General features: G+C 68.0%; 24 protein-coding genes and 2 tRNA genes. 11 read left to right on the top strand and 15 right to left on the bottom strand.

What is annotated here, in order from left to right; translation table 11 throughout:
- Positions 1–34 precede the first annotated feature (34 nt).
- Positions 35–856, top strand: coding sequence for an MBL fold metallo-hydrolase (locus EFL95_RS18345; RefSeq protein ID WP_183407264.1), 822 nt, complete (start codon positions 35–37; stop codon positions 854–856).
- A 7-nt stretch (positions 857–863) separates the two neighbouring features.
- Here EFL95_RS18345 and EFL95_RS18350 read toward each other — a convergent pair whose 3' ends face one another.
- Complete coding sequence (locus EFL95_RS18350; RefSeq protein WP_123235567.1) at positions 864–1,595, bottom strand: SDR family NAD(P)-dependent oxidoreductase; 732 nt, start codon at positions 1,593–1,595, stop codon at positions 864–866.
- Positions 1,596–1,704: 109 nt separating this feature from the next.
- On the opposite strand from EFL95_RS18350, the gene EFL95_RS18355 reads away from it, so the two are divergent.
- From EFL95_RS18355 to EFL95_RS18365, 3 genes are read left to right on the top strand one after another with little or no spacing between them, the layout of a single operon-like run.
- Positions 1,705–1,959: a type II toxin-antitoxin system Phd/YefM family antitoxin gene (locus EFL95_RS18355; RefSeq protein ID WP_123235568.1), complete on the top strand. Its 255-nt coding sequence runs from the start codon at positions 1,705–1,707 to the stop codon at positions 1,957–1,959.
- Positions 1,956–2,339, top strand: coding sequence for a type II toxin-antitoxin system VapC family toxin (locus tag EFL95_RS18360; RefSeq protein ID WP_123235569.1), 384 nt, complete (start codon positions 1,956–1,958; stop codon positions 2,337–2,339). The genes EFL95_RS18355 and EFL95_RS18360 overlap by 4 nt, the downstream gene beginning before the upstream one ends.
- A gap of 7 nt (positions 2,340–2,346) precedes the next feature.
- Complete coding sequence (locus EFL95_RS18365; protein ID WP_123235570.1) at positions 2,347–2,775, top strand: cupin domain-containing protein; 429 nt, start codon at positions 2,347–2,349, stop codon at positions 2,773–2,775.
- A 4-nt stretch (positions 2,776–2,779) separates the two neighbouring features.
- Here EFL95_RS18365 and EFL95_RS18370 read toward each other — a convergent pair whose 3' ends face one another.
- The 14 genes from EFL95_RS18370 to dnaA all read right to left on the bottom strand — a co-directional run bounded on the left by EFL95_RS18370 (position 2,780) and on the right by dnaA (position 17,191).
- Complete coding sequence (locus EFL95_RS18370) at positions 2,780–3,883, bottom strand: FAD-dependent oxidoreductase (RefSeq protein ID WP_123235571.1); 1,104 nt, start codon at positions 3,881–3,883, stop codon at positions 2,780–2,782.
- Positions 3,880–4,776 (bottom strand): DUF1295 domain-containing protein, encoded by an 897-nt coding sequence (locus tag EFL95_RS18375; RefSeq protein ID WP_123235572.1) that lies wholly within the window; start codon positions 4,774–4,776, stop codon positions 3,880–3,882. Before EFL95_RS18375 ends, EFL95_RS18370 begins: the two co-directional genes overlap by 4 nt.
- Positions 4,777–4,829: 53 nt before the next feature.
- The gene (locus EFL95_RS18380; RefSeq protein WP_183407265.1) at positions 4,830–5,492 is read right to left on the bottom strand and encodes a class F sortase; all 663 of its coding nucleotides are present in this window, start codon (positions 5,490–5,492) and stop codon (positions 4,830–4,832) included.
- 110 nt (positions 5,493–5,602) lie between these two features.
- A tRNA-Ala gene (locus EFL95_RS18385) sits at positions 5,603–5,678 on the bottom strand.
- Positions 5,679–5,692: 14 nt separating this feature from the next.
- Positions 5,693–5,818 carry a DLW-39 family protein gene (locus tag EFL95_RS19780; RefSeq protein WP_221176503.1) on the bottom strand — a complete coding sequence of 42 codons (126 nt, stop codon included), beginning with the start codon at positions 5,816–5,818 and terminating at the stop codon, positions 5,693–5,695.
- A 24-nt stretch (positions 5,819–5,842) separates the two neighbouring features.
- Positions 5,843–5,916, bottom strand: a tRNA-Ile gene (locus tag EFL95_RS18390).
- Positions 5,917–6,000: 84 nt separating this feature from the next.
- Complete coding sequence (locus EFL95_RS18395; protein ID WP_123235574.1) at positions 6,001–6,468, bottom strand: DUF3566 domain-containing protein; 468 nt, start codon at positions 6,466–6,468, stop codon at positions 6,001–6,003.
- Positions 6,468–9,131, bottom strand: coding sequence for a DNA gyrase subunit A (gyrA, locus tag EFL95_RS18400; RefSeq protein ID WP_123235575.1), 2,664 nt, complete (start codon positions 9,129–9,131; stop codon positions 6,468–6,470). The genes EFL95_RS18395 and gyrA overlap by 1 nt, the downstream gene beginning before the upstream one ends.
- A gap of 40 nt (positions 9,132–9,171) precedes the next feature.
- Positions 9,172–11,259 (bottom strand): DNA topoisomerase (ATP-hydrolyzing) subunit B, encoded by a 2,088-nt coding sequence (gyrB, locus tag EFL95_RS18405; RefSeq protein WP_123235576.1) that lies wholly within the window; start codon positions 11,257–11,259, stop codon positions 9,172–9,174.
- A 270-nt stretch (positions 11,260–11,529) separates the two neighbouring features.
- Positions 11,530–12,054: a DciA family protein gene (locus EFL95_RS18410; RefSeq protein ID WP_123235577.1), complete on the bottom strand. Its 525-nt coding sequence runs from the start codon at positions 12,052–12,054 to the stop codon at positions 11,530–11,532.
- The gene (gene recF / locus EFL95_RS18415) at positions 12,047–13,174 is read right to left on the bottom strand and encodes a DNA replication/repair protein RecF (protein ID WP_123235578.1); all 1,128 of its coding nucleotides are present in this window, start codon (positions 13,172–13,174) and stop codon (positions 12,047–12,049) included. Before recF ends, EFL95_RS18410 begins: the two co-directional genes overlap by 8 nt.
- Positions 13,175–13,190: 16 nt before the next feature.
- Positions 13,191–14,093, bottom strand: coding sequence for a phosphogluconate dehydrogenase (NAD(+)-dependent, decarboxylating) (gene gnd / locus EFL95_RS18420; protein WP_123235580.1), 903 nt, complete (start codon positions 14,091–14,093; stop codon positions 13,191–13,193).
- A gap of 31 nt (positions 14,094–14,124) precedes the next feature.
- Positions 14,125–15,288 carry a DNA polymerase III subunit beta gene (dnaN, locus tag EFL95_RS18425; protein ID WP_123235581.1) on the bottom strand — a complete coding sequence of 388 codons (1,164 nt, stop codon included), beginning with the start codon at positions 15,286–15,288 and terminating at the stop codon, positions 14,125–14,127.
- A gap of 382 nt (positions 15,289–15,670) precedes the next feature.
- A complete protein-coding gene (gene dnaA, locus EFL95_RS18430) occupies positions 15,671–17,191 on the bottom strand; it encodes a chromosomal replication initiator protein DnaA (protein WP_425463976.1) in 1,521 nt (506 codons plus the stop codon).
- 465 nt (positions 17,192–17,656) lie between these two features.
- Here dnaA and rpmH point away from each other — a divergent pair, with 465 nt between their 5' ends.
- The 7 genes from rpmH (at position 17,657) to EFL95_RS18465 (ending at position 21,723) form a co-directional block, all read left to right on the top strand.
- Positions 17,657–17,794 carry a 50S ribosomal protein L34 gene (rpmH, locus tag EFL95_RS18435; protein WP_110180841.1) on the top strand — a complete coding sequence of 46 codons (138 nt, stop codon included), beginning with the start codon at positions 17,657–17,659 and terminating at the stop codon, positions 17,792–17,794.
- Positions 17,795–17,808: 14 nt separating this feature from the next.
- Positions 17,809–18,150 (top strand): ribonuclease P protein component, encoded by a 342-nt coding sequence (rnpA, locus tag EFL95_RS18440; protein ID WP_123235582.1) that lies wholly within the window; start codon positions 17,809–17,811, stop codon positions 18,148–18,150.
- The gene (gene yidD / locus EFL95_RS18445) at positions 18,147–18,401 is read left to right on the top strand and encodes a membrane protein insertion efficiency factor YidD (RefSeq protein WP_221176504.1); all 255 of its coding nucleotides are present in this window, start codon (positions 18,147–18,149) and stop codon (positions 18,399–18,401) included. The genes rnpA and yidD overlap by 4 nt, the downstream gene beginning before the upstream one ends.
- Positions 18,402–18,434: 33 nt before the next feature.
- A complete protein-coding gene (yidC, locus tag EFL95_RS18450) occupies positions 18,435–19,418 on the top strand; it encodes a membrane protein insertase YidC (protein WP_425463978.1) in 984 nt (327 codons plus the stop codon).
- Positions 19,415–19,951, top strand: coding sequence for a Jag family protein (locus tag EFL95_RS18455; protein ID WP_123235585.1), 537 nt, complete (start codon positions 19,415–19,417; stop codon positions 19,949–19,951). The genes yidC and EFL95_RS18455 overlap by 4 nt, the downstream gene beginning before the upstream one ends.
- Positions 19,952–20,001: 50 nt before the next feature.
- Positions 20,002–20,592, top strand: coding sequence for a 16S rRNA (guanine(527)-N(7))-methyltransferase RsmG (rsmG, locus tag EFL95_RS18460; protein WP_246005044.1), 591 nt, complete (start codon positions 20,002–20,004; stop codon positions 20,590–20,592).
- 156 nt (positions 20,593–20,748) lie between these two features.
- Positions 20,749–21,723: a ParA family protein gene (locus EFL95_RS18465; protein ID WP_281272239.1), complete on the top strand. Its 975-nt coding sequence runs from the start codon at positions 20,749–20,751 to the stop codon at positions 21,721–21,723.
- Positions 21,724–21,736 lie beyond the last annotated feature (13 nt).

A 21,736-nucleotide genomic window follows, 5' to 3' on the forward strand; every position in this document is an offset into this window, starting at 1 on the left:
ACCAGCCTACGGGTGGGGTGCGACGATGCCACGCGTGACCTCCCTGATTCGGCACCTCAGCGCAGCGACCATGTCTCCCCGGGCTCCGGGCTCGATGACCCCCGACCGGATGGTGGCCCACAGCCTCGTCGTGGAGCGGGCCGACGGCATCACCCTGGTCGACACCGGCTTCGGGACCGCGGACCTGGCGCAGCGGCGGATGGGCAAGGCCTTCATCGGCCTGATGGGCCTGGATCTCGACCCGGCGAGTACCGCGCTGCACCAGCTCGAGGCGCTCGGCTACAAGGCGGGCGACGTCACCGACATCGTGGTGACGCACCTCGACCTGGACCACGCCGGCGGTCTGGGCGACTTCCCGGACGCGAAGGTCCACGTCTTCTCCGACGAGCTCGCCGCGGCCCGTGCCAGCAAGGCGCTGCGCGAGAAGAACCGCTACATCCAGGCGCAGTGGGCGCACAACCCGACCTGGGTCGAGCACTCGGTCGAGGGCGACTCCTGGCTCGGCTTCGACTCCGTCGCCGCGATCGACGAGGACGTGCTGCTGGTGCCGACGCGCGGTCACACCCGCGGGCACTGCGCGGTCGCCGTACGTCGACCGTCGGGCGGCTGGTTCCTGCACGCCGGCGACGCCTACTTCAACACCGGCGAGAAGAACACGCCGCCGACCTGCCCGTCGGGTCTGACGATGTTCCAGAACCTCGTGCAGATGGACAAGAAGGCGCGGCACGAGAACGCCGACCGCTTGCGCTCCCTGCACGCCGAGCACGGTCCCGGGTCAGGCTCCTCGGAGGTCGTGACGATGTTCTGCGCTCACGACGCTGCCGAGTTCGACGCCCTGAAGGACGTCACCAACTGACGGAACGTCAGCTCATGCCGCCGTCGTGCGCCAGCACGCACCCGGTGATCATCCGGGCGGCGGGCGAGGCGAGGTAGACGATCGAGGCCCCGAGCTCGGCCGGCGAGATCGCGCGGCCGGGCAGCATCATCATGAGCCGGTCCGCGACGCGGGGGTCGAGGTCGTCCGGGTACTTCTCGGCGACCTCGGACACGATCGGGGTGTCCACGGTTCCGGGGCAGACCGCGTTGACGCGGATGCGCTCCGGGGCGAGCTCGAGGGCCAGCGACCGGGTCATCTGGGTCAGGCCCCCCTTGGCCGCCGAGTAGCCGACGGTGTAGCCCTGCGGAACCCGGCCGGCGACCGAGGAGACGTTGACGATGTTCGCGCCACGGGTCTTGCGCAGGTAGGGCAGTGCCTCCTGCATCACCATGAACGGACCCTTGAGGTCGACCGCGTGGATCCGGTCCCACTCGTCGTCGGTGATGGTGTCGAAGCGACCGAACTGGACGATGCCGGCGACGTTGGCCAGCACGTCGATCTTGCCCTCGGCCTCACCGATCCCGGTGATCGCGGCCTTCACCGACTCACGACTGCCGACGTTGCACTCGACATAGGTGACGCCCTCGGGCGCGGTGTCGCGGATGTCGAGGCCGTAGACGGTGTCCCCCAGGTCGCGGAACAGCTCGGCGGTGGCGTACCCGATGCCGGAGGCGGCTCCGGTGATGACGACGACGCGGGGCTCGGTGGCTTCAGTCATGGCTGGACGCTACCCCAGAAAGTAGAACAGGTTCTAGGTTTCCACGGCAGTTTCCACACCCTGGGGACAACCTTGTGGACTAAGTCGGACTAAGTCGTATCCTGGGTGCATGACCGAGGTCGTGAACATCCACGCGGCGAAGACCCACCTGTCGCGGCTGCTCGAGCGGGTCGAACAGGGGGAGACGATCGTGATCGCCAGGGCCGGGAAGCCGGTCGCCGAGCTGAAGCCGGTGACACCGAGGGTCGAGATCGTGTTCGGCGGCCTGAAAGGTCTGGTCGAGTACGACGAGGACATGTTCACACCCGAGGCCGACGCCGAGATCGCCGCGATGTTCAACGACGAGCTGGAGCCCGAGCGGTGATCCTGCTCGACACGCACGTCCTTCTCTGGATCGTCACCGGACAGCGGCGCATCGGAGCGCGGGCAACGGACTCCATCCGTCGCGCCGACTCGGTTCTCGCCTCGGCCATCAGCTACGTGGAGCTCGAGATGAAGAGCCGCCGCCGCAAGCTGGTCGTTCCGCCCGACTTCCCACGGCTCGTCCACGAGCAAGGAATCCAACCTCTCGCCTTCACCGAGAAGCACGCCGCCGGACTGCGCGCCGTGCCTGCACTGGACGGGCACGACCCGTTCGACCGAATGCTCCTCGCCCAGGCGCAGATCGAAGGACATGCCTTCGCTACTGCTGACTCCGTGCTCCTCGAGCTCGGCCTGCCGTGGGTCCTCGACGCAACCGCCTAGGAGAAGCATGATCAACCTCCCCGACTGGGCTGCGGACCTCGACCTCCAGCCCCACCCCGAGGGCGGCTGGTACGCCGAGACCTACCGCCACGCCGACGGCGTCGAACGCCCCGAGGGCCAGCGATCGCTGGGCACCGCGATCTACTTCCTGCTGCTGCCGGGCGAGTCCTCTGCCTGGCACCGGGTGACGTCCGACGAGCTGTGGTTCCACCACCGCGGCGGTCCGCTGCGACTGTTCGTCGGTGACTCTCCTGCCTCGTACGACGAGCACCGGCTCGGTTCGGACATCTCCGGCGGGGAGCAACCGCAGCTGCTGGTCCCCGGTAGCGCTTGGCAGGCTGCGCGTCCGGTCGACGAGGCCGTCCTGGTCAGCTGCGTGGTGGTGCCGGGCTTCGACTTCGCCGACTTCACCCTCGGTGATCCGGCTCCGCAGTGACGCCTCAGGAACGCCGGATCCCCTTGTAGATGGCCATCCTGACCACCAGCGGCTGGAGCTTGGACCAGGGCCGCAGCTTGAACGACGACCCGTTCGGCGCGAACACCTCCAGCGCATCCTGCTGCGCGCCCACCACCGAGCCCCACCGTCGCCGCGCGGGTTTGAAGGTCTTCAGCCGTCCCCCGTTCAGTGATGCGAGCACGTTGTGCGCGAGCAGGTGGTCGGCCCGGCTCCGTGCCGAGTTCCGCAGTGGGTCGCTCGCCGCCACGTCGCCGATCGCGAAGACCCCGGGGCGGCCCTCGACCTGGAGGTGCTGGTCCACCTTCACGAAGCCGTCCTCGTCGAGGAGCTCCGCCGGCAGCCACGCGGTGTTGGGCCGCACCTTGCCGATCGTCCACAGCACCGCGTCGGCCTTCTCGTCCGGCTGTCCGGTGCTCCAGCTCACCGGATCGGCGGTGATGTCGTCGCACGCGAACCCGTCAGGAACGACTGCGCGGTGCCCCGGGTGCAGGCCGACGCCCCGTTCGCGCAGGCGCTTCTCGAGCACGCCCCAGACCTTGCCGTGGTGCTGCGGGAGCGCGCGTTCGCCGGGGTAGTACAGGTCGACCTGCTTGTCCGGCCACGCCGTCGCCACGTTCAGCGCGGCACTGACCGCGGCCGCACCGCCCCCGATGACGATCACCGATCCGGCGGCGGCGAGACGCTCATGGGCCGCGCGCAGTCCGGCGTCGACCTCGTCGATCGTCTGCAGGTCCGGGCGGCGCCAGAATCCGTTGCTCACCCCGGTCGAGATCACCAGGGCGTCGTACGGTTCGGCGCTCTGGCCCCCGTCCGGGTGGCGCACGGTGACCCGCTTGGCATTCGCGTCCAGTCCGACCAGCGTCCCGTGCAGGATGCGGACCCGGTCGAGCTGGCGGTAGCGGTCGAAGGAGATCCAGTAGTCCCGTACCCACTCCGCCGGCTTTGCGAGCCGCAGGCCGAGCTCCTGACCGCTGACCAGGCCGGGCTTCGCGGAGACCCCGACGACGTCGGCGTTCTTCGCCAGGTGGATGGCGGTCAGCAGACCGGTGTCGCCGAGCCCGGCGATGAGAACCCGTGGCTTGCTCACGCGCGGGCCCTCTTCGGCGGGCGCGGCACGAACCTGCCCACCCGGTCGATGACCGCCTGGTACTCGGGCCGGCGCTCCAGGCTGCGCTGCTCCATCATCGGGATGCTGGCGCCTTGGAACATCGCGACGATCCCGACTGCGCCGAGGACGAGCCACCACCAGTCGCCCGGCGCGGTCGCGATCCCGAACAGGGCGAGGGAGAGCCAGAACCCGAACTCCCCGAAGTAGTTGGGGTGCCGCGACCAGGACCACAGACCGGAGTCCATCGCCTGACCGGGCTGGCGCACCCGGGCGAACCGGTACATCTGCAGGTCGGCCGCGAACGAGAGCACCACCGAGGCGACACCGACGAGAACGGCGACCCAGTCCAGCCACCCGACGTCGCGCCCGACCCAGGTCACCGCGACGTACGCCGGCACCAGGGCGAGAAAGACCTGGAGCGTGGGGAAGACGTGGATGCCCATCAGGTCGACGAGCGCCTCGGCCTTGCCCGCCTTCTCGCGGAGCATCGGGTAGCGCCAGTCCTCGTGGTGCAGGCCCGGGAAGGCGTAGATCCAGTTGCCGGTCAGCCGCACCGCCCAGAACACGATGACCCCGAGGACCAGCCACGGACGCAGGTCGCCGGTGTCCAGCCCGCCCTCACTCCACCAGTAGACGACCAGCAGCGGGGGCAGCACGCTCCAGTAGGCGTCGTAGAAGCTCGAGTTCCCGTGCAGCCGGCTGGCGATGAAGACCACCGCGGTGGCGACCAGGTCCGCGATCAGACCGTCCAGCCAGAGGTGGTCGGTACCGGGGCCGAGGTACAGCCAGGCCGCGCCAGCGCCGAACGCGACCAGGTAGGCGATGGCGACGCGCAGCAGCGACTGCCCCTTGCCGATCTGCGCAGTGCTCATGCGCGACGGTACCTAGAACTTGTTCTAGTTCGCCAGTGGTTCCAGGATCCGGGTCAGAGCTTGAGGATCCCGCACAGCAGGCAGGGCGGCGGTGTCGGGTTGCTCGGCGGCGGGGTGCTCGGGGGCGTCGGCGCCTCGGGGACCCACGGGGTGGCGTACCAGAGCGTCCGTCTCGTCCAGTTCCCCGGACCGAGACGCTTGCCGGAGCACGCCACGATGACGACCTCCTCGTACCCGGTCGTCCGGAAGATCCGGCGCGGTACGTCGTCGACGGGGTAGCTCTCGCGCTTGTTGATCCGGTAGCAGGCCCGGGTGTTGCCGGTGTAGAGCACGATGCCGTTGCCGGCCCAGAGGTTGTCGAGCATCGCGTTGCCGAGCGCCGAGCCGTCCGGCCAGGTGTGCCCCGAGAGCAGGATGCTGCCCTGGCGACCGCCCGGCTTCGTCTTCGGATCCATCGACATCAGCCACTTGCCCGCTTCGGTCACCGGGCCCGCGCCGATCTGGCCGCTGGACTCCCGCTCGACCTGGATGACCTTGACCGTGCGCCCGATCGCCGGGATCTCGGCGCGCGCGGGGACGAAGCTGTGCGACGGTCGCTTGCACCGCTCGGCGGACGGTCCGGCGCTCGCGGACGGCGTACCGGTTCCGACCAGGAAGCCGATGGTCAGGAGCAGGCCGAGGGAGGCGACGGCAGTGCGTCGGGGGCGTTCGGCCATGAAGATCCTCATTTCAGCGGATCCCACCCCAAGTCCTAGTGAACCGGACGAAGTGCGTTTCTGTCACCAATTGCGAAGGGCGCCCGCGGACGGGCGCCTTCGTGAAGACGTGGTGGAGCCTAGGGGACTCGAACCCCTAACCCCCTGCTTGCAAAGCAGGTGCGCTACCAATTGCGCCAAGGCCCCCGGGTGGAGGTGGATCAGGCCTTGTCGACCGGGTCGGTGGCCTGCTGCCAGAGCGCCTGCTCGTTACGACCTTCGTCGATCTTCTTCTTGACGAAGATCCCGGCGACGGCAGCGACTGCCACGAACAGCAACTTCTTCATTCCGACCTCCATGGTGGGATTGAGTGGGCCTAAGAGGACTTGAACCTCTGACCTCTTCCTTATCAGGGAAGCGCTCTAACCGTCTGAGCTATAGGCCCGGGTTGATCAGCAGCTGGCTGCGTGACCGACGACGAAGATTACCCCATGCCCGACGGGGCGAACAAAACGGGATAACGCCGGACTCACTTGTCCTCGGCGAACGTCACTTCCACCCCGCCGACCAGCGTGGCCGCGAGGTTGTAGAGGAATGCGCCGAGCGTGGCGATCGCGGTGATCAGGACGATGTCGGCCACCGCCACGATCATCGTGAAACCGAGCACCCGCGAGGTGCCGAGGTACTTCTGGATCTCGAACGGAGTGCTGGAGTTGTCGCCGATCGAGTCCTGCACGATCGAGTTCACCGAGTCCCAGAGGCCGGCGGCACCGAGCACGCCCCAGACGATGCCGACGGCCACCACGGTCACGATCGCGATCGCAACCGAGAGCAGGAACGCCGCCTTCATCACCGACCAGGGCTCGATCTGCACCAGCCGCAGTCGCGCCTGGCGCACCTGTCGCGGACCGCCGTCGGCGGGGCCGCCCGGGCGTGAGCCCCCCGGTTCCGCCGAGGGTCGGAACTGGGACGACAGCGGGCTGCGGGTGTCTGCCATCAGCTCTCGTCCTCCGGTCCGTCCGCGGGCTCGTCAGTCGCGGTTTCGTTGATCCTCTCATCCGAGGCAACCGGCTCGACACCCTCGACCTCGGCGACACCCTCCTCGCCCGCCTCGGCGTCCTCGTCCTCGATGGCCTTCTCGACGCTGCGCGCCACCACGGCGACCGAGTCGCCGTTCTTCGGCGTCACGAACTTCACGCCCATCGTCGAGCGACCGGTGGCCCGGAAGTTCGCGTCGATGGGGCTGCGCACGACCTGGCCGCCCGAGGTGATCGAGAGGACCTCGTCGCCGTCGGTCACGATGAACGCGCCGACCAGGCCGCCGCGGTCCTCGTTGGCCAGTGCCATCGCCTTGATGCCGAGTCCGCCACGACCCTGGGTGCGGTACTCCGCGATCCGGGTGCGCTTGGCGAAGCCGCCGTCGGTGATGGTGAAGACGTACTGGATCTTGACGTCCTCGCCCTCCTCGACGTCCTCGACCGCCACCTCGTCGGCGCGGATCACCGACATCGAGAGCATCGAGTCGCCGTCGCGGAACTTCATCCCGGTGACGCCCGAGGTCGCCCGGCCCATCGGCCGCAGCTGGCTGTCGTCCGCGGTGAAGCGGATCGCCTGACCCTTGCGGGAGACGAGCAGGATGTCGTCGTTCTCGCTGACCAGCTCGGCGCCGATCAGCTCGTCGTCCTCGTCGCGGAAGTTGATCGCGATGACGCCGGCCTGGCGCGGGCTGTTGTAGTCACCGAGCTTGGTCTTCTTGACCAGACCGTTCTTGGTGGCGAGCACCAGGTAGGGCGCCTGCTCGTAGTCGCGGATCGCCAGCACCTGCGCGATGTTCTCGTCCGGCTGGAACGAGAGCAGTCCGGCGACGTGCCCGCCCTTGGCGTCGCGCGACGCCTCGGGGAGGTTGTACGCCTTGGTGCGGTAGACCCGGCCGGCCGTGGTGAAGAACAGCAGCCAGTGGTGGTTCGAGGTGGCGATGAAGTGGTCGACCACGTCGTCACCACGCAGGGTCGCCCCGCGCACGCCCTTGCCGCCGCGCTTCTGCGAGCGGTACTGGTCGGCGCGGGTCCGCTTGGCGTAGCCACCGCGGGTGATGGAGACGACCAGCTCCTCGTCCGGGATCAGGTCCTCCATCGACAGGTCGCCGTCGGCAGCCATGAACTGCGTGCGCCGGTCGTCGCCGAACTTCTCCACGATCTCGGCGAGCTCCTCGCCGATGATCGACCGCTGCCGAGACTCGTTGGCGAGGATGTCGTTGAGGTCGGCGATCTCGAGCTCGATCTCGGCCAGGTTGTCGATGATCTTCTGACGCTCCAGGGCGGCGAGACGACGCAGCTGCATGTCCAGGATCGCGTTGGCCTGGATCTCGTCGATCTCGAGCAGCTCGATGAGGCCCTGGCGAGCGTCGTCGACCTCGGGCGAGCGCCGGATCAGGGCGATCACCTCGTCGAGCATGTCGAGCGCCTTGACCAGTCCGCGCAGGATGTGGGCGCGCTTCTCGGCCTCGGCCAGGCGGTAGCGGGTCCGCCGCTGGATGACCTCGACCTGGTGGGTGACCCAGTTGCTGATGAACTGGTCGATCGTGAGCGTCCGCGGGACGCCGTCGACCAGGGCCAGCATGTTGGCGCTGAAGTTGGTCTGCAGCTCGGTGTGCTTGAGCAGGTTGTTGAGCACCACGCGCGCGACAGCGTCGCGCTTGAGTACCACGACCAGGCGCTGGCCGGTGCGACCCGAGGAGTCGTCGCGCACGTCGGCGATGCCCTGAACCCGACCGGAGTCGGCGAGCTCGGCGATCTTCAGCGCGAGGTTGTCCGGGTTGACCATGTAGGGCAGCTCGGTGATCGACAGGCAGGTGCGGCCCTTGTTGTCCTCGTCGATCTCGATGACCGCGCGCTGGGTGATCGAGCCGCGGCCGGTGCGGTAGGCCTGCTCGATGCCGTTGCGCCCGACGATCAGCGCACCGTTCGGGAAGTCCGGTCCCTTGATGCGCTCGATCAGCGCGTCCTGCAGCTCTTCGCGGGTCGCGTCCGGGTGCTCCAGCGCCCACTGGGCACCCTCGGCGACCTCGCGGAGGTTGTGCGGCGGGATGTTGGTGGCCATGCCGACCGCGATGCCGGCCGAACCGTTGACGAGCAGGTTCGGGTACCGCGCCGGCAGGACGGTGGGCTCCTGGGAACGGCCGTCGTAGTTGGGCTGGAAGTCGACGGTCTCCTCGCCGATGTCCCGGACCATCTCCAGCGCCAGCGGCGCCATCCGGCACTCGGTGTACCGCATCGCGGCGGCGGAGTCGTTGCCGGCGGAACCGAAGTTGCCCTGGCCGTGGATCAGCGGAGCGCGCATCACCCACGGCTGCGCGAGGCGGACCAGGGTGTCGTAGATCGCGGTGTCACCGTGCGGGTGGTACTGACCCATGACGTCACCGACGACGCGCGAGCACTTGGAGAAACCGCGGTCGGGGCGGTAGCCGCCGTCGAACATCGCGTAGAGCACCCGGCGGTGCACGGGCTTCAGACCGTCGCGCACGTCCGGCAGCGCGCGGCCGACGATGACCGCCATCGCGTAGTCGATGTAGGCGCGCTGCATCGAGGTCTGCAGCTCGATCGGCTCGATCCGGCCGCCGCCGCCGGTTCCGTCGCCGAGGTTGGTCGGGGTCTCAGTCATCTGTTCTTACCTTCGTTCGCAGGGGAGTGGGCTCGCGGGACTAGATGTCCAGGAACCGCACGTCCTTTGCATTCCGCTGGATGAAGCTGCGTCGCTGCTCGACGTCCTCACCCATGAGGGTGGAGAAGATCTCGTCGGCCTGGGCGGCGTCGTCCAGGGTCACCTGGAGCATCAGCCGCGCGTCCGGGTTCATCGTGGTCTCCCACAGCTCCTCGGCGTTCATCTCACCGAGACCCTTGTAGCGCTGGACCGGGTTCTCCTTGGGCAGCTTCTTGCCCTGTGCCTGGCCGTCGGTGATCATCACGTCGCGCTCGGCGTCGGAGTAGACGAACTCGTGCTCGGCCGGGTTGTTCCAGCGGATCCGGTACAGCGGCGGCTGCGCCATGTAGACGTAGCCCTGCTCGATCAAGGGCTTCATGAACCGGAACAGCAGCGTGAGCAGCAGGGTGTTGATGTGGTGGCCGTCGACGTCGGCGTCGGCCATCAGCACGACCTTGTGGTAGCGCAGCTTCTCGATGTCGAACTCTTCGTGGATGCCGGTCCCGAGTGCGGAGATGATCGCCTGCACCTCGGTGTTCTGCAGCACCTTGTCGATGCGCGCCTTCTCGACGTTCAGGATCTTGCCGCGGATCGGCAGGATCGCCTGGATCCGTGGGTCGCGGCCCTGGCGGGCGGAACCACCGGCCGAGTCACCCTCGACGATGAAGACCTCGCACTCCTCCGGGTTCGTCGACTGGCAGTCCGACAGCTTGCCCGGGAGGCCACCGCCACCCAGCAGACCCTTGCGGTTGCGGGCCAGGTCGCGCGCCTTGCGCGCGGCGATCCGGGCGGACGCCGCCGAGAGGGCCTTGCGGATGATGTCCTTGCCCTCGTTCGGGTTCTGCTCGAGCCAGGCACCGAGCTGGTCGTTGACGACCGACTGCACGAAGCCCTTGGCCTCGGTGTTGCCGAGCTTGGCCTTGGTCTGACCCTCGAACTGCGGGTTCGAGATCTTCAGGCTGATGATCGCGGTGAGGCCCTCACGGATGTCGTCACCGGTGAGGCGGTCCTCCTTCTTCTTGATCAGGCCCCAGTCCTCGCCGGCCTTGTTCATCAGCGAGGTGAGCGCCGCGCGGAAGCCCTCCTCGTGGGTGCCGCCCTCAGGGGTGTTGATCGTGTTCGCGAAGGTGTGCACCGACTCGTTGTACGAGGTCGACTGCCACTGCATCGCGATCTCGAGGCTCATCGGGTTCGGGGCGTCTGCCGGGGTCTCGGCCTCGGCCGCGATGATCGCGCTGACCGGCGTGCGGCGCCGGTTCAGGAAGTCGACGTAGTCGGCGAGACCGCGCTCGTACTGGAAGACCTGCTCGAGCGCCCGGTGCCCGTCGATGTCGGTCGCGTGGATCTCGGAGGCAGCCTCGGCGATGCCCTCGCCCTCGACGTCGAGGTCCTCGTCGACGGCGTCGGCGAGCTCCTCGGCCTTCGGCCGGGCGTCGGTCAGCTCGATGCGCAGGCCCTTGTTCAGGAAGGCCATCTCGCGGAACCGGGTGGAGATCGTCTCCAGGGTGTAGTCGGTCGTCTCGAAGATGTCCTCCGAGGCCCACCAGGTGACCGTCGTACCGGTGCGCTCGCCGTCCTCGAGCGGGCGGACCTGGCGCAGGTCGTAGTCGGGGTCACCGAGCGAGAACTCCTGCTCCCACAGGAAGCCCCGGTTCTTCACCTCCAGGCGCAGCTTGGTGGAGAGCGCGTTCACGACCGACGAGCCGACGCCGTGCAGACCACCGGAGACCTTGTAGCCGCCACCGCCGAACTTCCCGCCGGCGTGCAGGACGGTCAGCGCGAGCGTCGCGGCCGGCAGCTCCTGGCCCGGGGCGGTGTCGGTCGGGATCCCGCGACCGTTGTCGGAGACGGTGACCGACCCGTCGGCGTTCAGGGAGACCTTCACGGTGTCGCAGTAGCCGGCGAGCGACTCGTCGACCGCGTTGTCCACGATCTCCCACACGAGGTGGTGCAGGCCGCGCTCACCGGTGGAACCGATGTACATGCCGGGGCGCTTCCGGACGGCCTCGAGCCCCTCGAGGACCTGGATGGCGCTGGCGTCGTAGTTGCCTTCTTCGACAGTGGTCCCGTTGCTGTTCTCGTCCGCCACGGCTTCCTCTTCACTTGATGTCTACGACGCAGAAACGGCCGCCGCTGCGCGTGTCCTCGCAGCTGGGACGACCGAGGCTCAGTCTACCCGTCAGGGCCCTCAAATCACGGGTACGCCCCGCGGAACGGGGGGATCCCGACCGAAAAATGGCCGCGAGAGGCCCCAGAAGGCCCTTTCAGTCCCATTTCAGGGGTCCGGATGAGGTCCTGTACGGGCGAGAGGCCGTCAGATCGCCTGTGGATGCGTCCTGCGCGTCGGCTGCACCCGGGCCTATCCGTAGGTGTCGCGGGGGCCGCGGCCCTTGACCCGGAAGCGCCCCTGGGTCCACTTCGGAACGTGCGGTCCGAGCACGTCGATGACCTCGATGGTGCCGTCCCCGAGCTCGTCGTTGAGACGGCGTACGACGTTCGCCGCAAGCAGCTTCATCTGGGTCGCCCAGGCCGTCGAATCGGTGCGCACGACCAGCCGGCCGTCAGCGAAGGACTCCGGCGTGACGTGGTCGGCGACCTCGGGCCCGACGATGACCGGCCACCGGGTGAACACGCCGTGCACCCGGACCTCGGTCTGCCAGCCCTGCTCGGTCACGAACCGTCCCAGCGTCGCGTCGAGGGTCTGCGGGTCGCGGTCGTCCGGGTGCGCCGAGCTCGAGCGGGGCAGCACCGGCGGTGGCTTCCGGCCCTTGCGGCGCAGCGCCCCGGTCTTGCCGGCAAGGCCGCGGGCGATGCTCTTGGCCAGGTCGAGACCGCTCTCGTCGTGAGGCTGCTCCTCGGCCTTCGGCTCCTCGGGGTCACTCATCGAGAGTCACCTCCCCGCCCGCGACGGTGAACCGCCGCCCGTGCAGCTGCTCCGGGATGTCCTCGGGAACGGCAGCGGTGATGAGCACCTGCTCAGCATCGGCGACAAGGTCGGCGAGCTGCGAGCGACGACCGCTGTCCAGCTCGGCGAAGACGTCGTCGAGGATCAGCACCGGGTCGTCGCCTCCCGCACGGAGCAGGTCGTACGACGCCAGCCGCAGAGCCAGGGCGAACGACCAGGACTCCCCGTGGCTGGCGTAGCCCTTGACCGGCAGGTCGCCGAGCGAGAGCAGGATGTCGTCGCGGTGCGGGCCGACCAGGGTGAGGGCGCGGTCGAGCTCGTCGGGTCGCCGGCGCTCCAGCTCGGCGAGGATCGCGGCCTCGAGTGCGGCACCCTCGCCGACCTGGAAGCTGGGCCGGTACTGCAGGACCGCGTCGTCGCGCTTCGCGCCGCGGGCCACCGCTTCGTAGGCCTTGCCCACCAGCGGGGTCAGGTCGTCGACCAGCTCGATCCTGCGGCGCATGATCTCCGCGCCGAGCTCCGCGAGGCGCGCGTCCCAGACCGCCAGGGTCGAGAGCAGGTTCTCGTCCTCGCGCCGCCCGCGCCGATTGGCCCGGGCCGACTTCAGGAGTGAGTTGCGCTGCTTCAGCACCCGCTCGTAGTCCGCACGGGTCCCCGCGAAGCGGGGCGCGATCTGGACGAGCAGGTCGTCGGCGAAGCGGCGGCGCTCCGACGGGTCGCCCTTGACCAGGTCGAGGTCCTCGGGGGAGAAGACGACCGTCCGCACCAGGCCGAGCAGCTCCTTGGCCTTGGGCAGCGGGGACTTGTTGATCCGGGCGCGGTTGGACTTGCCCGGGTTGATCTCGATCTCGAGCACCGCGCGGCGCTCGTCGCGGATCACTGCAGCACGGACCACGGCCTGGCTCGCGCCCTGACGCACCAACGGGGCGTCGGCCGCGACCCGGTGCGAGGACAGGCTGGAGAGGTAGTCGATCGCCTCGACGAGGTTCGTCTTCCCCTGGCCGTTGCGTCCCACGAACGCGGTGACGCCCGGTCCGATCTCGACCTCGAGCGTCGGGTAGGAACGGAAGTCGTGCAACGACAGGTGGTCGACGTACATCAGGGCTTCGCGTCCATCAGGGGTTGGCGTCCCCGCCCGCAGGTGGTTCGGTGTGCAGGGCGTGGCCACCGAACTGGTTGCGCATGGCAGCGACGGCCTTCATCGCCGGGCTGTCCTCCTGGCGGGAGACGAAACGCGCGTACAGGGCAGCCGTGATCGCGGGAGTTGCGACGGCGTTGTCGATGCCGGCTTCGACGGTCCAGCGACCCTCGCCGGAATCGTCGGCGTAGCCACGAATCCCTTCCAGGGCTGGGGATTCCTCGAGCGCAGCCACCAGCAGGTCGAGCAACCAGGACCGGATCACGGTGCCTTCGCGCCAGGAGCGGAAGACCTCGGTGACGTTGTCGACCATGTCGACGGTCTCGAGCAGCTCCCAGCCCTCGGCGTACGCCTGCATGATCGCGTACTCGATGCCGTTGTGAACCATCTTCGAGAAGTGACCCGCGCCGACCTTGCCGGCGTGCACCCAGCCGAAGTCACCCGCGGGCTTGAGGGTGTCGAACGCCGGCTGCACCTTCGCGATGTCCTCGGTACTGCCGCCGGCCATCAGCGCGTAGCCGTTGTCCAGGCCCCAGACGCCACCGGAGACTCCGCAGTCGACGAAGCCGATCTTCTTCTCGGCGAGCTGGGCCGCGTGCCGCAGGTCCTCGGTCCACCGCGAGTTGCCTCCGTCGACGATGAGGTCACCCTCGCCGAGCAGACCTGAGAGCTCGGAGACCACGGCGTCGGTGATGTCGCCCGCCGGCACCATCACCCAGACGACCTTCGGGCTGGGCAGCTGCTCGACCATCGCAGCCAGCGACTCGGCGTCCGAGACCTCGGGGTTCCGGTCGTAGCCGACGACGGTGTGGCCGCCGTTGCGCAACCGCGTGCGCATGTTGCCGCCCATCTTCCCGAGTCCGACGAGTCCGAGGTGCATGCGCGGCTGCCCTTTCCGGTTGGACCGGCCGTCAGGAGAGGAGGCGGCGCGGCATCAGCAGGTACTTGAAGTCGGAGTCGACCGACGCGCTGTCGCCGTCGAGCGAGTCCACTCCCGAGAGTACGACGGGTTTGGCAGCCGTCGTGAAGGCCAGCTCCACGAACGGGGTCTCCAAGGCACCGAGACCGTCGAGCAGGAATTGCGGGTTGAAGCCGGTGGTCAGGTCGTCGCCGAAGATGACGGCCTCGATCGACTCGCTCGCCATCGCCTCCTCGCCGGACCCGGCGTCGAGGGTGAGGACGCCGTCGCCGAAGGCCATCTGCACCGCGGTGTTCCGCTCGGCGACCAGGGCGACGCGCTTGACCGCATCGATCAGCACGGCGCGGTCGACCCGGGCCAGCGTCAGGTGCTCGCTGGGGAACAGCGAGCGCACCTTCGGGAACTCGCCGTCGAGGAGACGGGTGGTGGTGCGCCGTACGCCGCCGCCCGCAGAACCCTCGAAACCGATGATCCCCTCACCGGTCCCCGAGGCGGACAGGGCGATCGAGATCTCCGAACCGCCGGTAAGCGACTTGGCGGTGTCGGCCAGCACCTTCGCGGGAACCAGGGCCGCCGCCGAGAGGTCCGGCGTCGACGGGTCCCACTCCAGCTCGCGCTGGGAGAGACGGAAGCGGTCGGTGGCGAGCATCGAGATGGCGCTGCCGTCCAGCTCGAGGCGCACGCCGGTGAGCACCGGCAGCATGTCGTCGCGACCGGCGGCGGTGACCGCCTGGCCGACGGCGTGGGCGAAGAGCTCGCTCTTCACCCGACCGCGAGCCTCGGGCATCGCGGGAAGGGTCGGGTAGTCCTCGACCGGCATCGTCTGCAGGCTGAACCTCGCCGAACCACAGGTCAGGGTGACCTTCGGGCCGTCGATCGACATCTCGACCGGCTTGTTCGGCAGGCTGCGGCAGATGTCGGCGAGCAGCCGACCGGACACCAGGGCGCGACCCTCGACCGAGACGTCGGCGTTCAGGGTGGCCCGGGCGGAGGTCTCGTAGTCGAAGGTCGACAGCTGGAGGCCGTCAGCGCCGTCGAACGGACCGGCTTCGATCAGCAGGCCGGCGAGGACCGGGGCACTCGGGCGCAGGGGGAGGGCACGGGCCGTCCAGGCGACGGCGTCGGCGAGCACATCGCGCTCAACGCGGAACTTCACGGGTGTTGCCTCCTGCGGGATCTGCCGCGAGTCGTGAGGACTCGTGCCTCGGGATTGGGAATCCTGCCACGCCCACGCGGCGAGCGGGAGCCGGAGATACAGGTTGTCCCCATGGACGCATGGTTCCGGTTGTTGTTCGGCGAAGGGACCAATTGAAGATCTAGTCGTAGTAGTAGGGCCGGTGGATCCTGTGGAGAACTCATGAAACCGCAGGTCACCGACAGTTTGAGCGTCCCCAGGTGCTGTGGACTCGTGGTGGCGAAATCACAGGTTCCTGTGGTTCGGCCGGCGGGATGTGCAGGACGGTGACCGCTTCTCCACACGCGATCCCCAGGAAGTCCACGACAATTCCTGTCGGGAACCACAGGCCGTCGGCGCGTGCTCAGGCCTGCTTGGCCTGCTGCTTGATCCGCATCGTGAGCTCGTTGACCGTCTTGTAGACCGTCTGGCGCTCGGCGAGGTCCTTGCGGATGCGGCGTTCGGCGTTCATGACCGTGGTGTGGTCGCGGCCGCCGAACTGCTGGCCGATCTTCGGCAGCGACAGGTCGGTGAGCTCGCGGCACAGGTACATCGCGATCTGGCGAGCGGTGACCAGGGCGCGCGTACGACTCGGGCCGCACAGGTCCTCGATGCTGAAGGAGTGGTACGACGCGGTCTGGGCGATGATCAGGCCGGCGGTGACCTGGGGCTCGCCACCCTCGGGGATGAGGTCCTTGAGCACGATCTCAGCCAGGGTCATGTCGACCTCCTGGTGGTTGATGCTCGCGAACGCGGTCACCCGGATGAGCGCGCCCTCCAGCTCACGGATGTTGGTCTGGATGCGGCTGGCGATGAACTCCAGGACGTCGGCCGGTGCGTGCAGGCGGTCGGCGGCGGCCTTCTTGCGGAGGATCGCGATCCGGGTCTCGAGGTCCGGCGGCTGCACGTCGGTGAGCAGGCCCCACTCGAACCGGTTGCGCAGGCGGTCCTCCAGCTGGGTGAGGCGCTTCGGCGGGCGGTCGGAGCTGATGACGATCTGCTTGTTGGCGTTGTGCAGCGTGTTGAAGGTGTGGAAGAACTCCTCCTGCGTCTGCTGCTTGCCCTCGAGGAACTGGATGTCGTCGATCAGGAGAACGTCGACGTCGCGGTACCGGCGCTGGAGCGCAGCAGTGTTCGCGTCCTTGATCGCGTTGATGACGTCATTGGTGAACGCCTCGGAGGAGACGTACCGGATCTTGGCGCCGGTGTAGAGGCTGCGCACGTAGTGGCCGATCGCGTGCAGCAGGTGGGTCTTCCCGAGTCCCGAGTCGCCGTAGACCAGCAGCGGGTTGTACGCCTTGCCCGGTGCCTCGGCGACGGCGACCGCGGCTGCGTGGGCGAACCGGTTCGACGATCCGATGACGAAGGTCTCGAAGGTGTACCGCGGGTTCAGCGGGCTGTCGGGGATGCCCGTCGTCAGCGAGGCGCCACCCTGGATATTTGTCGACAAAGCACTTTGGGTATTTGGAGATGTAGCGCTTTGTGACTGTGTTTTGAGCGTGGATTCGAGGTCCAGGTCGTCGTCAGCGCTGTCGGAGAGGGAGTCGACGAGGCCGTCGTCCTCACCTGCACCGAGGTCGGTCGACGGGTCACCAGGAACGGTCTCGGCGGGAGCCAGGCTGTCGTCGACGGTGACCGCGATGCGGATCGGTCGGTTGAGGCTGTCGCTCAGCGCGTCCTCGAGACGGGTTCGCAGCCGGCCCTCGAGCTGGGTGCGGGTGAACTCGTTCGGGACCGCGATGACGGCTGTCGACTCGGCGAGCATCACCGGCTTGCTGGAGGCGAGCCAGACGCGCTGGTTGGGAGCGAGGCTGTCGAGGATGGCGGGCCAGAGAAAGTCCAGTTCGCGGCCGTTGGAACCGTTGTTTCCTGCTGCTGAATCCACGTGTGCCTCGCGCTCTCCTCGTCCTGGTTGTCCGATCCACACCTTTGTCCACAGGTTGTGCAGGGTGCGCGAGTTCCAGATTGAGCCAGCTTGTCCGCTTTCTCAGGTGGGTCGGTGCCCGGACGCTAACAACTGGGACGCCTGTGGATCAACTGTTGTCCACAGGTTTTGAACTTTGCACGGCGTGTCGGCGCCTTCCGCGGGATCAGAGCGTGCAAGATCGGCTCTTTTGCGGTTCTGAACCCGCTCAGCTGCTGGCGAATTGACCCTGCGTGGAGCCGACGCGTACCGTTGGCAGGTCGAAACCGGTTCGACCGGTGCCGCATGTCCACGACCGGGCTCCTCCCAGAGCCTGTCGCGCGGGCAGGCGGTGCCAGTTGGCCAGCGTGATGGTGGCTCCTGGCGGCGTTCTGCGTCGTGCGACCCGGTGTGGACACGTCCCAACAAAACTCCGTGGAGATATTCGTGAGCAAGCGTACGTACCAGCCGAACAACCGCCGCCGTCACAAGGTGCACGGTTTCCGCCTGCGGATGCGCACCCGTGCGGGTCGCGCGATCCTGTCCGCCCGCCGTCGCAAGGGCCGCAACAGCCTCGCTGTCTGAGGCCGGCGCCTGGTGTGCTTCCCTCGAGCAACCGCCTGACCGCTGCTGAAGACTTTCGGCACGTGGTCCGGCGGGGTCGCCGGTCCGGTGGACAGCTGGTGGTCGCGCACCTCATGGTGCCAAATGTCGACAAAGCGATAAGTGCCCCCGTGAAGGTGGGGTTCGTCGTCGCCAAGTCGGTGGGCCCGGCAGTGACGCGGAACCGCGTGAAGCGACGACTACGCCACCTGATGAGGGAGCGGATCCACACGCTCCCGAGCGGCAGCATGCTCGTCCTCCGGGCGCTGCCCGCTGCGGCCGGCGCCACCTCCCGGGATCTTGCCGGCGAGCTCGATCGTTGTCTGGATCGACCATGAAATATCTCCTCATCGCCCTGCTGAAGGCGTACCGGTTCGCGATCAGCCCGCTCTACGGGCAGGTCTGTCGGTACCACCCGACCTGCTCGGCGTACGCGCTCGAAGCGGTGACGGAGCACGGCGCGATCAAGGGCAGCTGGCTCGCGGTACGCCGGATCGGGCGCTGCCACCCCTGGGCTGCAGGCGGGTACGACCCGGTTCCGCCCCGCACGAAACTGACCGCAACACCAAGCACGACTCAAGGAGTCTGAGTGGGTTTCCTCGGCGATATCGGCCACTTCATCATGACGCCGCTGTACTACGGCGTCTCCGTGGTGCTCATCGGCTGGCACAAGGTCTTCGGTGCGATCTTCGGTCAGCACAGTGGTGTGTCCTGGGTCCTGTCGATCGTCTTCCTGACCCTGACGATCCGTGCGCTGCTGATCCCGCTGTTCGTGAAGCAGATCAAGTCGAGCCGGAACATGCAGCTGCTGCAGCCCAAGGTCAAGGAGCTGCAGAAGAAGTACGGGCACGACCGCGAGCGTCTGACCCAGGAGACGATGGCGCTCTACAAGGACACCGGGACCAACCCGTTCTCGTCCTGCCTGCCGCTCCTGATCCAGATGCCGATCTTCCTGGCGCTGTTCCGCCTGCTGAGCCACGCCGCCAAGACCAAGTCGCTCGAGTCGGCGAAGTCGATCGGCGTGCTGTCCAGCGCTGACGCCTACAGCTTCGCCAAGGCGAAGATCTTCGGCGGGACGATCTCTTCGAGCTTCATGAACGCCGACGTCACCGAGGTCAAGATCATCGCGGTCTTCCTGGTGCTGGCGATGACGGCGACCACCTTCCTCACCCAGCGCCAGCTGATGAGCAAGAACATGCCGGCGGACGCCCTCTCGGGCCCCTACGCCCAGCAGCAGAAGATGCTCCTCTACATCCTGCCGCTGGTCTTCGCGGTCGGCGGTATCGCCTTCCCGATCGGCGTGCTCCTGTACTGGACCACCTCGAACCTGTGGACCATGGGTCAGCAGTTCTACGTCATCCGGAACAACCCCGCTCCGAACACCGAGGCCTTCCGGGCCAAGCAGAAGCGAGACGCCGCGAAGGCGGCCGCCAAGGGCGAGCCGGTCCCCGGCACCGCGGCGGTTGCTGTCGAGGAGATCGTCGAGGAGCGTCGCCCCGCGCAGCGCCAGCAGCCGAAGAAGCAGTCCCGGCAGCAGCGTCGTACGCAGGGCCCCAAGAACCCGTCGCCGTCGAGCGACAGCACCGATCAGGGAGACAACAGTTGAGCGAGACCACTGACACCGAGACCGTCGTCGAGGACGCAGCCGCCGTCGACGAGGAGAACGCCGACCGTCCGTCGCGCACCAAGCGACTGGAGCAGGAGGGCGAGATCGCCGCGGACTACCTCGAGGAGCTCCTCGAGATCGCGGACCTCGACGGTGACCTGGACATGGACGTCGAGGGGGACCGGGCGACCGTGTCCATCGTCGGCGCCGACCTGCCGCAGCTGATCGGCGACAAGGGAGAGGTGCTGGAGGCGCTCCAGGAGCTCACCCGCCTGGCTGTGTACCGGGAGACCGGTGAGCGCTCGCGCCTGATGCTGGACGTGTCCGGCCACCGTGCCGCGCGTCGCACCACGCTGGAGGAGAAGGCCGCCGCGGTCGTTGCCGAGGTCAAGGAGAAGGGCGACTCCGTCTCCCTCGAGCCGATGTCGCCGTTCGAGCGCAAGGTCGTGCACGACGCTGTTGCTGCCGCCGGCCTGAAGTCGGAGTCCGAGGGTGTCGAGCCCCGTCGGTACGTGGTGGTCCTCCCCGCGTGACCCCCGATGTTTCACGTGAAACACCCCCTGCACCGCCTGAGGCGCAGGGGGTGTTTTCCGATGCGCTCCCGACGGCCGAGGCCTACGCCGGCCTCCTGGCGACCGACGGGATCGTCCGTGGACTGATCGGGCCTCGCGAGGTGCCGCGCCTCTGGGACCGACACCTCCTCAACTGCGCGGTCGTGACCGATGCGGTCCCGGAGGGATCCTCGGTCTGCGACATCGGGTCCGGAGCGGGCCTTCCGGGCCTGGTCATGGCCATCCGCAGGGCCGACCTGACGGTCACCCTGGTCGAGCCGTTGCTGCGCAGGACCACCTTCCTGGACGAGGCCGTCGAGGCTCTGGGACTTGCGAACGTGCGGGTTGTTCGCGGCCGGGCTGACGAGCTGCACGGCAAGGAGACCTTCGACGTGGTCACTTCGCGTGCAGTTGCCCCCCTTGACCGGCTCAGTCGCTGGTCTTTGCCCTTGGTCAGGGCTGGCGGAGAGTTCCTGGCCATGAAAGGCTCATCCGCGGAGGACGAGCTCGCGGCCGCCGCCAAGGTCATCGCCCAGGAGCGTGGACAGGTGCAGGGCGTCGTGGAGCTGGGAGCAGAGCTCCTGGCCCCGCCGGTACGCGTCGTGCGGATCCTCAAGATGTGACGTTCGAACTAGGGAGATAGTCCTTTCGGGTGGTTCTGCGCCAGAAGTTATCCACCGCCCAGGAAGACCCTCCAAGCGGGGCAATCCACAGAACCACCCCAGTTATCCACAGGCCGACGGCCTGTTTCACGTGAAACATCGTCTCAGGAGAACAGCGTGACCCAGCCGGAGAACGGGACCACCGAACCGGAAAACGCGGCCGTTCGAACTGCCGCAGACCTGGAAGAGACCAGGACGTCGTACGGCGACACCTCCACCCCTCTGGCGCGAGCGATCGAGGCCGAGCTGCGTGCCCGGGAGCGGATGAACTTCCGCGACCCGCTGCCGCGGCCCTCGAAGACCCGGGTCATGGTCGTCGCGAACCAGAAGGGGGGAGTCGGCAAGACGACCTCCACGGTGAACCTCGCGGTGGCGCTGGCCCAGGGCGGCCAGCGGGTGCTCGTGGTCGACCTGGACCCCCAGGGCAATGCGTCGACCGCACTGTCGGTCGACCACCGCCGGGGGACGAACTCGTCCTACGACGTGCTCGTCGACGGGATGCCGCTCTCCGAGGCAGTCCAGGAGCACGCGGACATCCCGGGGCTCTTCATCGTGCCCGCGACCATCGACCTGGCTGGAGCGGAGATCGAGCTCGTCAGCGTCGTCGCACGGGAGAGCCGCCTGAAGAAGGCGCTGGCGGCGTACGAGCTGATCGGCACGGGCTCCGAGGACCGACTCGACTACGTGCTCATCGACTGCCCGCCGTCGCTCGGCCTCCTGACCCTGAACGCGCTCGTCGCCGGCGTGGAGATGCTGATCCCGATCCAGGCCGAGTACTACGCCCTCGAGGGCCTCGGCCAGCTGATCGAGACCGTCGAGATGGTGAAGGCGCACCTGAACAGCGACCTCTCGATCTCCACGATTCTCATCACGATGTACGACTCCCGCACGAACCTCGCCGCGGGGGTCGCCGACGAGGTCCGTGAGCACTTCAAGGAGCAGGTGTTGCGGACGACCATCCCGCGCTCGGTCCGCGTCTCCGAGGCCCCTTCGTACGGCCAGAGCGTGATCACGTACGATCCGGGCTCGCCGGGCGCACTCAGCTATTCGGAGGCCGCCCGCGAGATGGCCATCAAGGGAGGACAGCTGTGATCGGGGTGCGTGC

The sequence above is a fragment of the Nocardioides marmorisolisilvae genome, from assembly GCF_003725775.1.
Classification (GTDB): Bacteria; Actinomycetota; Actinomycetes; order Propionibacteriales; family Nocardioidaceae; genus Marmoricola; species Marmoricola marmorisolisilvae.

Coding starts and splice junctions, on each gene's coding strand:
- EFL95_RS18350 (WP_123235567.1), bottom strand. CDS start 1,595: ATGACTGAAGCCACCGAGCCCCGCGTCGTCGTCATCACCGGAGCCGCC.
- EFL95_RS18355 (WP_123235568.1), top strand. CDS start 1,705: ATGACCGAGGTCGTGAACATCCACGCGGCGAAGACCCACCTGTCGCGG.
- EFL95_RS18365 (WP_123235570.1), top strand. CDS start 2,347: ATGATCAACCTCCCCGACTGGGCTGCGGACCTCGACCTCCAGCCCCAC.
- EFL95_RS18375 (WP_123235572.1), bottom strand. CDS start 4,776: ATGAGCACTGCGCAGATCGGCAAGGGGCAGTCGCTGCTGCGCGTCGCC.
- EFL95_RS18380 (WP_183407265.1), bottom strand. CDS start 5,492: ATGGCCGAACGCCCCCGACGCACTGCCGTCGCCTCCCTCGGCCTGCTC.
- EFL95_RS19780 (WP_221176503.1), bottom strand. CDS start 5,818: ATGAAGAAGTTGCTGTTCGTGGCAGTCGCTGCCGTCGCCGGGATCTTC.
- EFL95_RS18395 (WP_123235574.1), bottom strand. CDS start 6,468: ATGGCAGACACCCGCAGCCCGCTGTCGTCCCAGTTCCGACCCTCGGCG.
- gyrA (WP_123235575.1), bottom strand. CDS start 9,131: ATGACTGAGACCCCGACCAACCTCGGCGACGGAACCGGCGGCGGCGGC.
- EFL95_RS18410 (WP_123235577.1), bottom strand. CDS start 12,054: ATGAGTGACCCCGAGGAGCCGAAGGCCGAGGAGCAGCCTCACGACGAG.
- recF (WP_123235578.1), bottom strand. CDS start 13,174: ATGTACGTCGACCACCTGTCGTTGCACGACTTCCGTTCCTACCCGACG.
- gnd (WP_123235580.1), bottom strand. CDS start 14,093: ATGCACCTCGGACTCGTCGGACTCGGGAAGATGGGCGGCAACATGCGC.
- yidD (WP_221176504.1), top strand. CDS start 18,147: ATGAAATATCTCCTCATCGCCCTGCTGAAGGCGTACCGGTTCGCGATC.
- yidC (WP_425463978.1), top strand. CDS start 18,435: ATGACGCCGCTGTACTACGGCGTCTCCGTGGTGCTCATCGGCTGGCAC.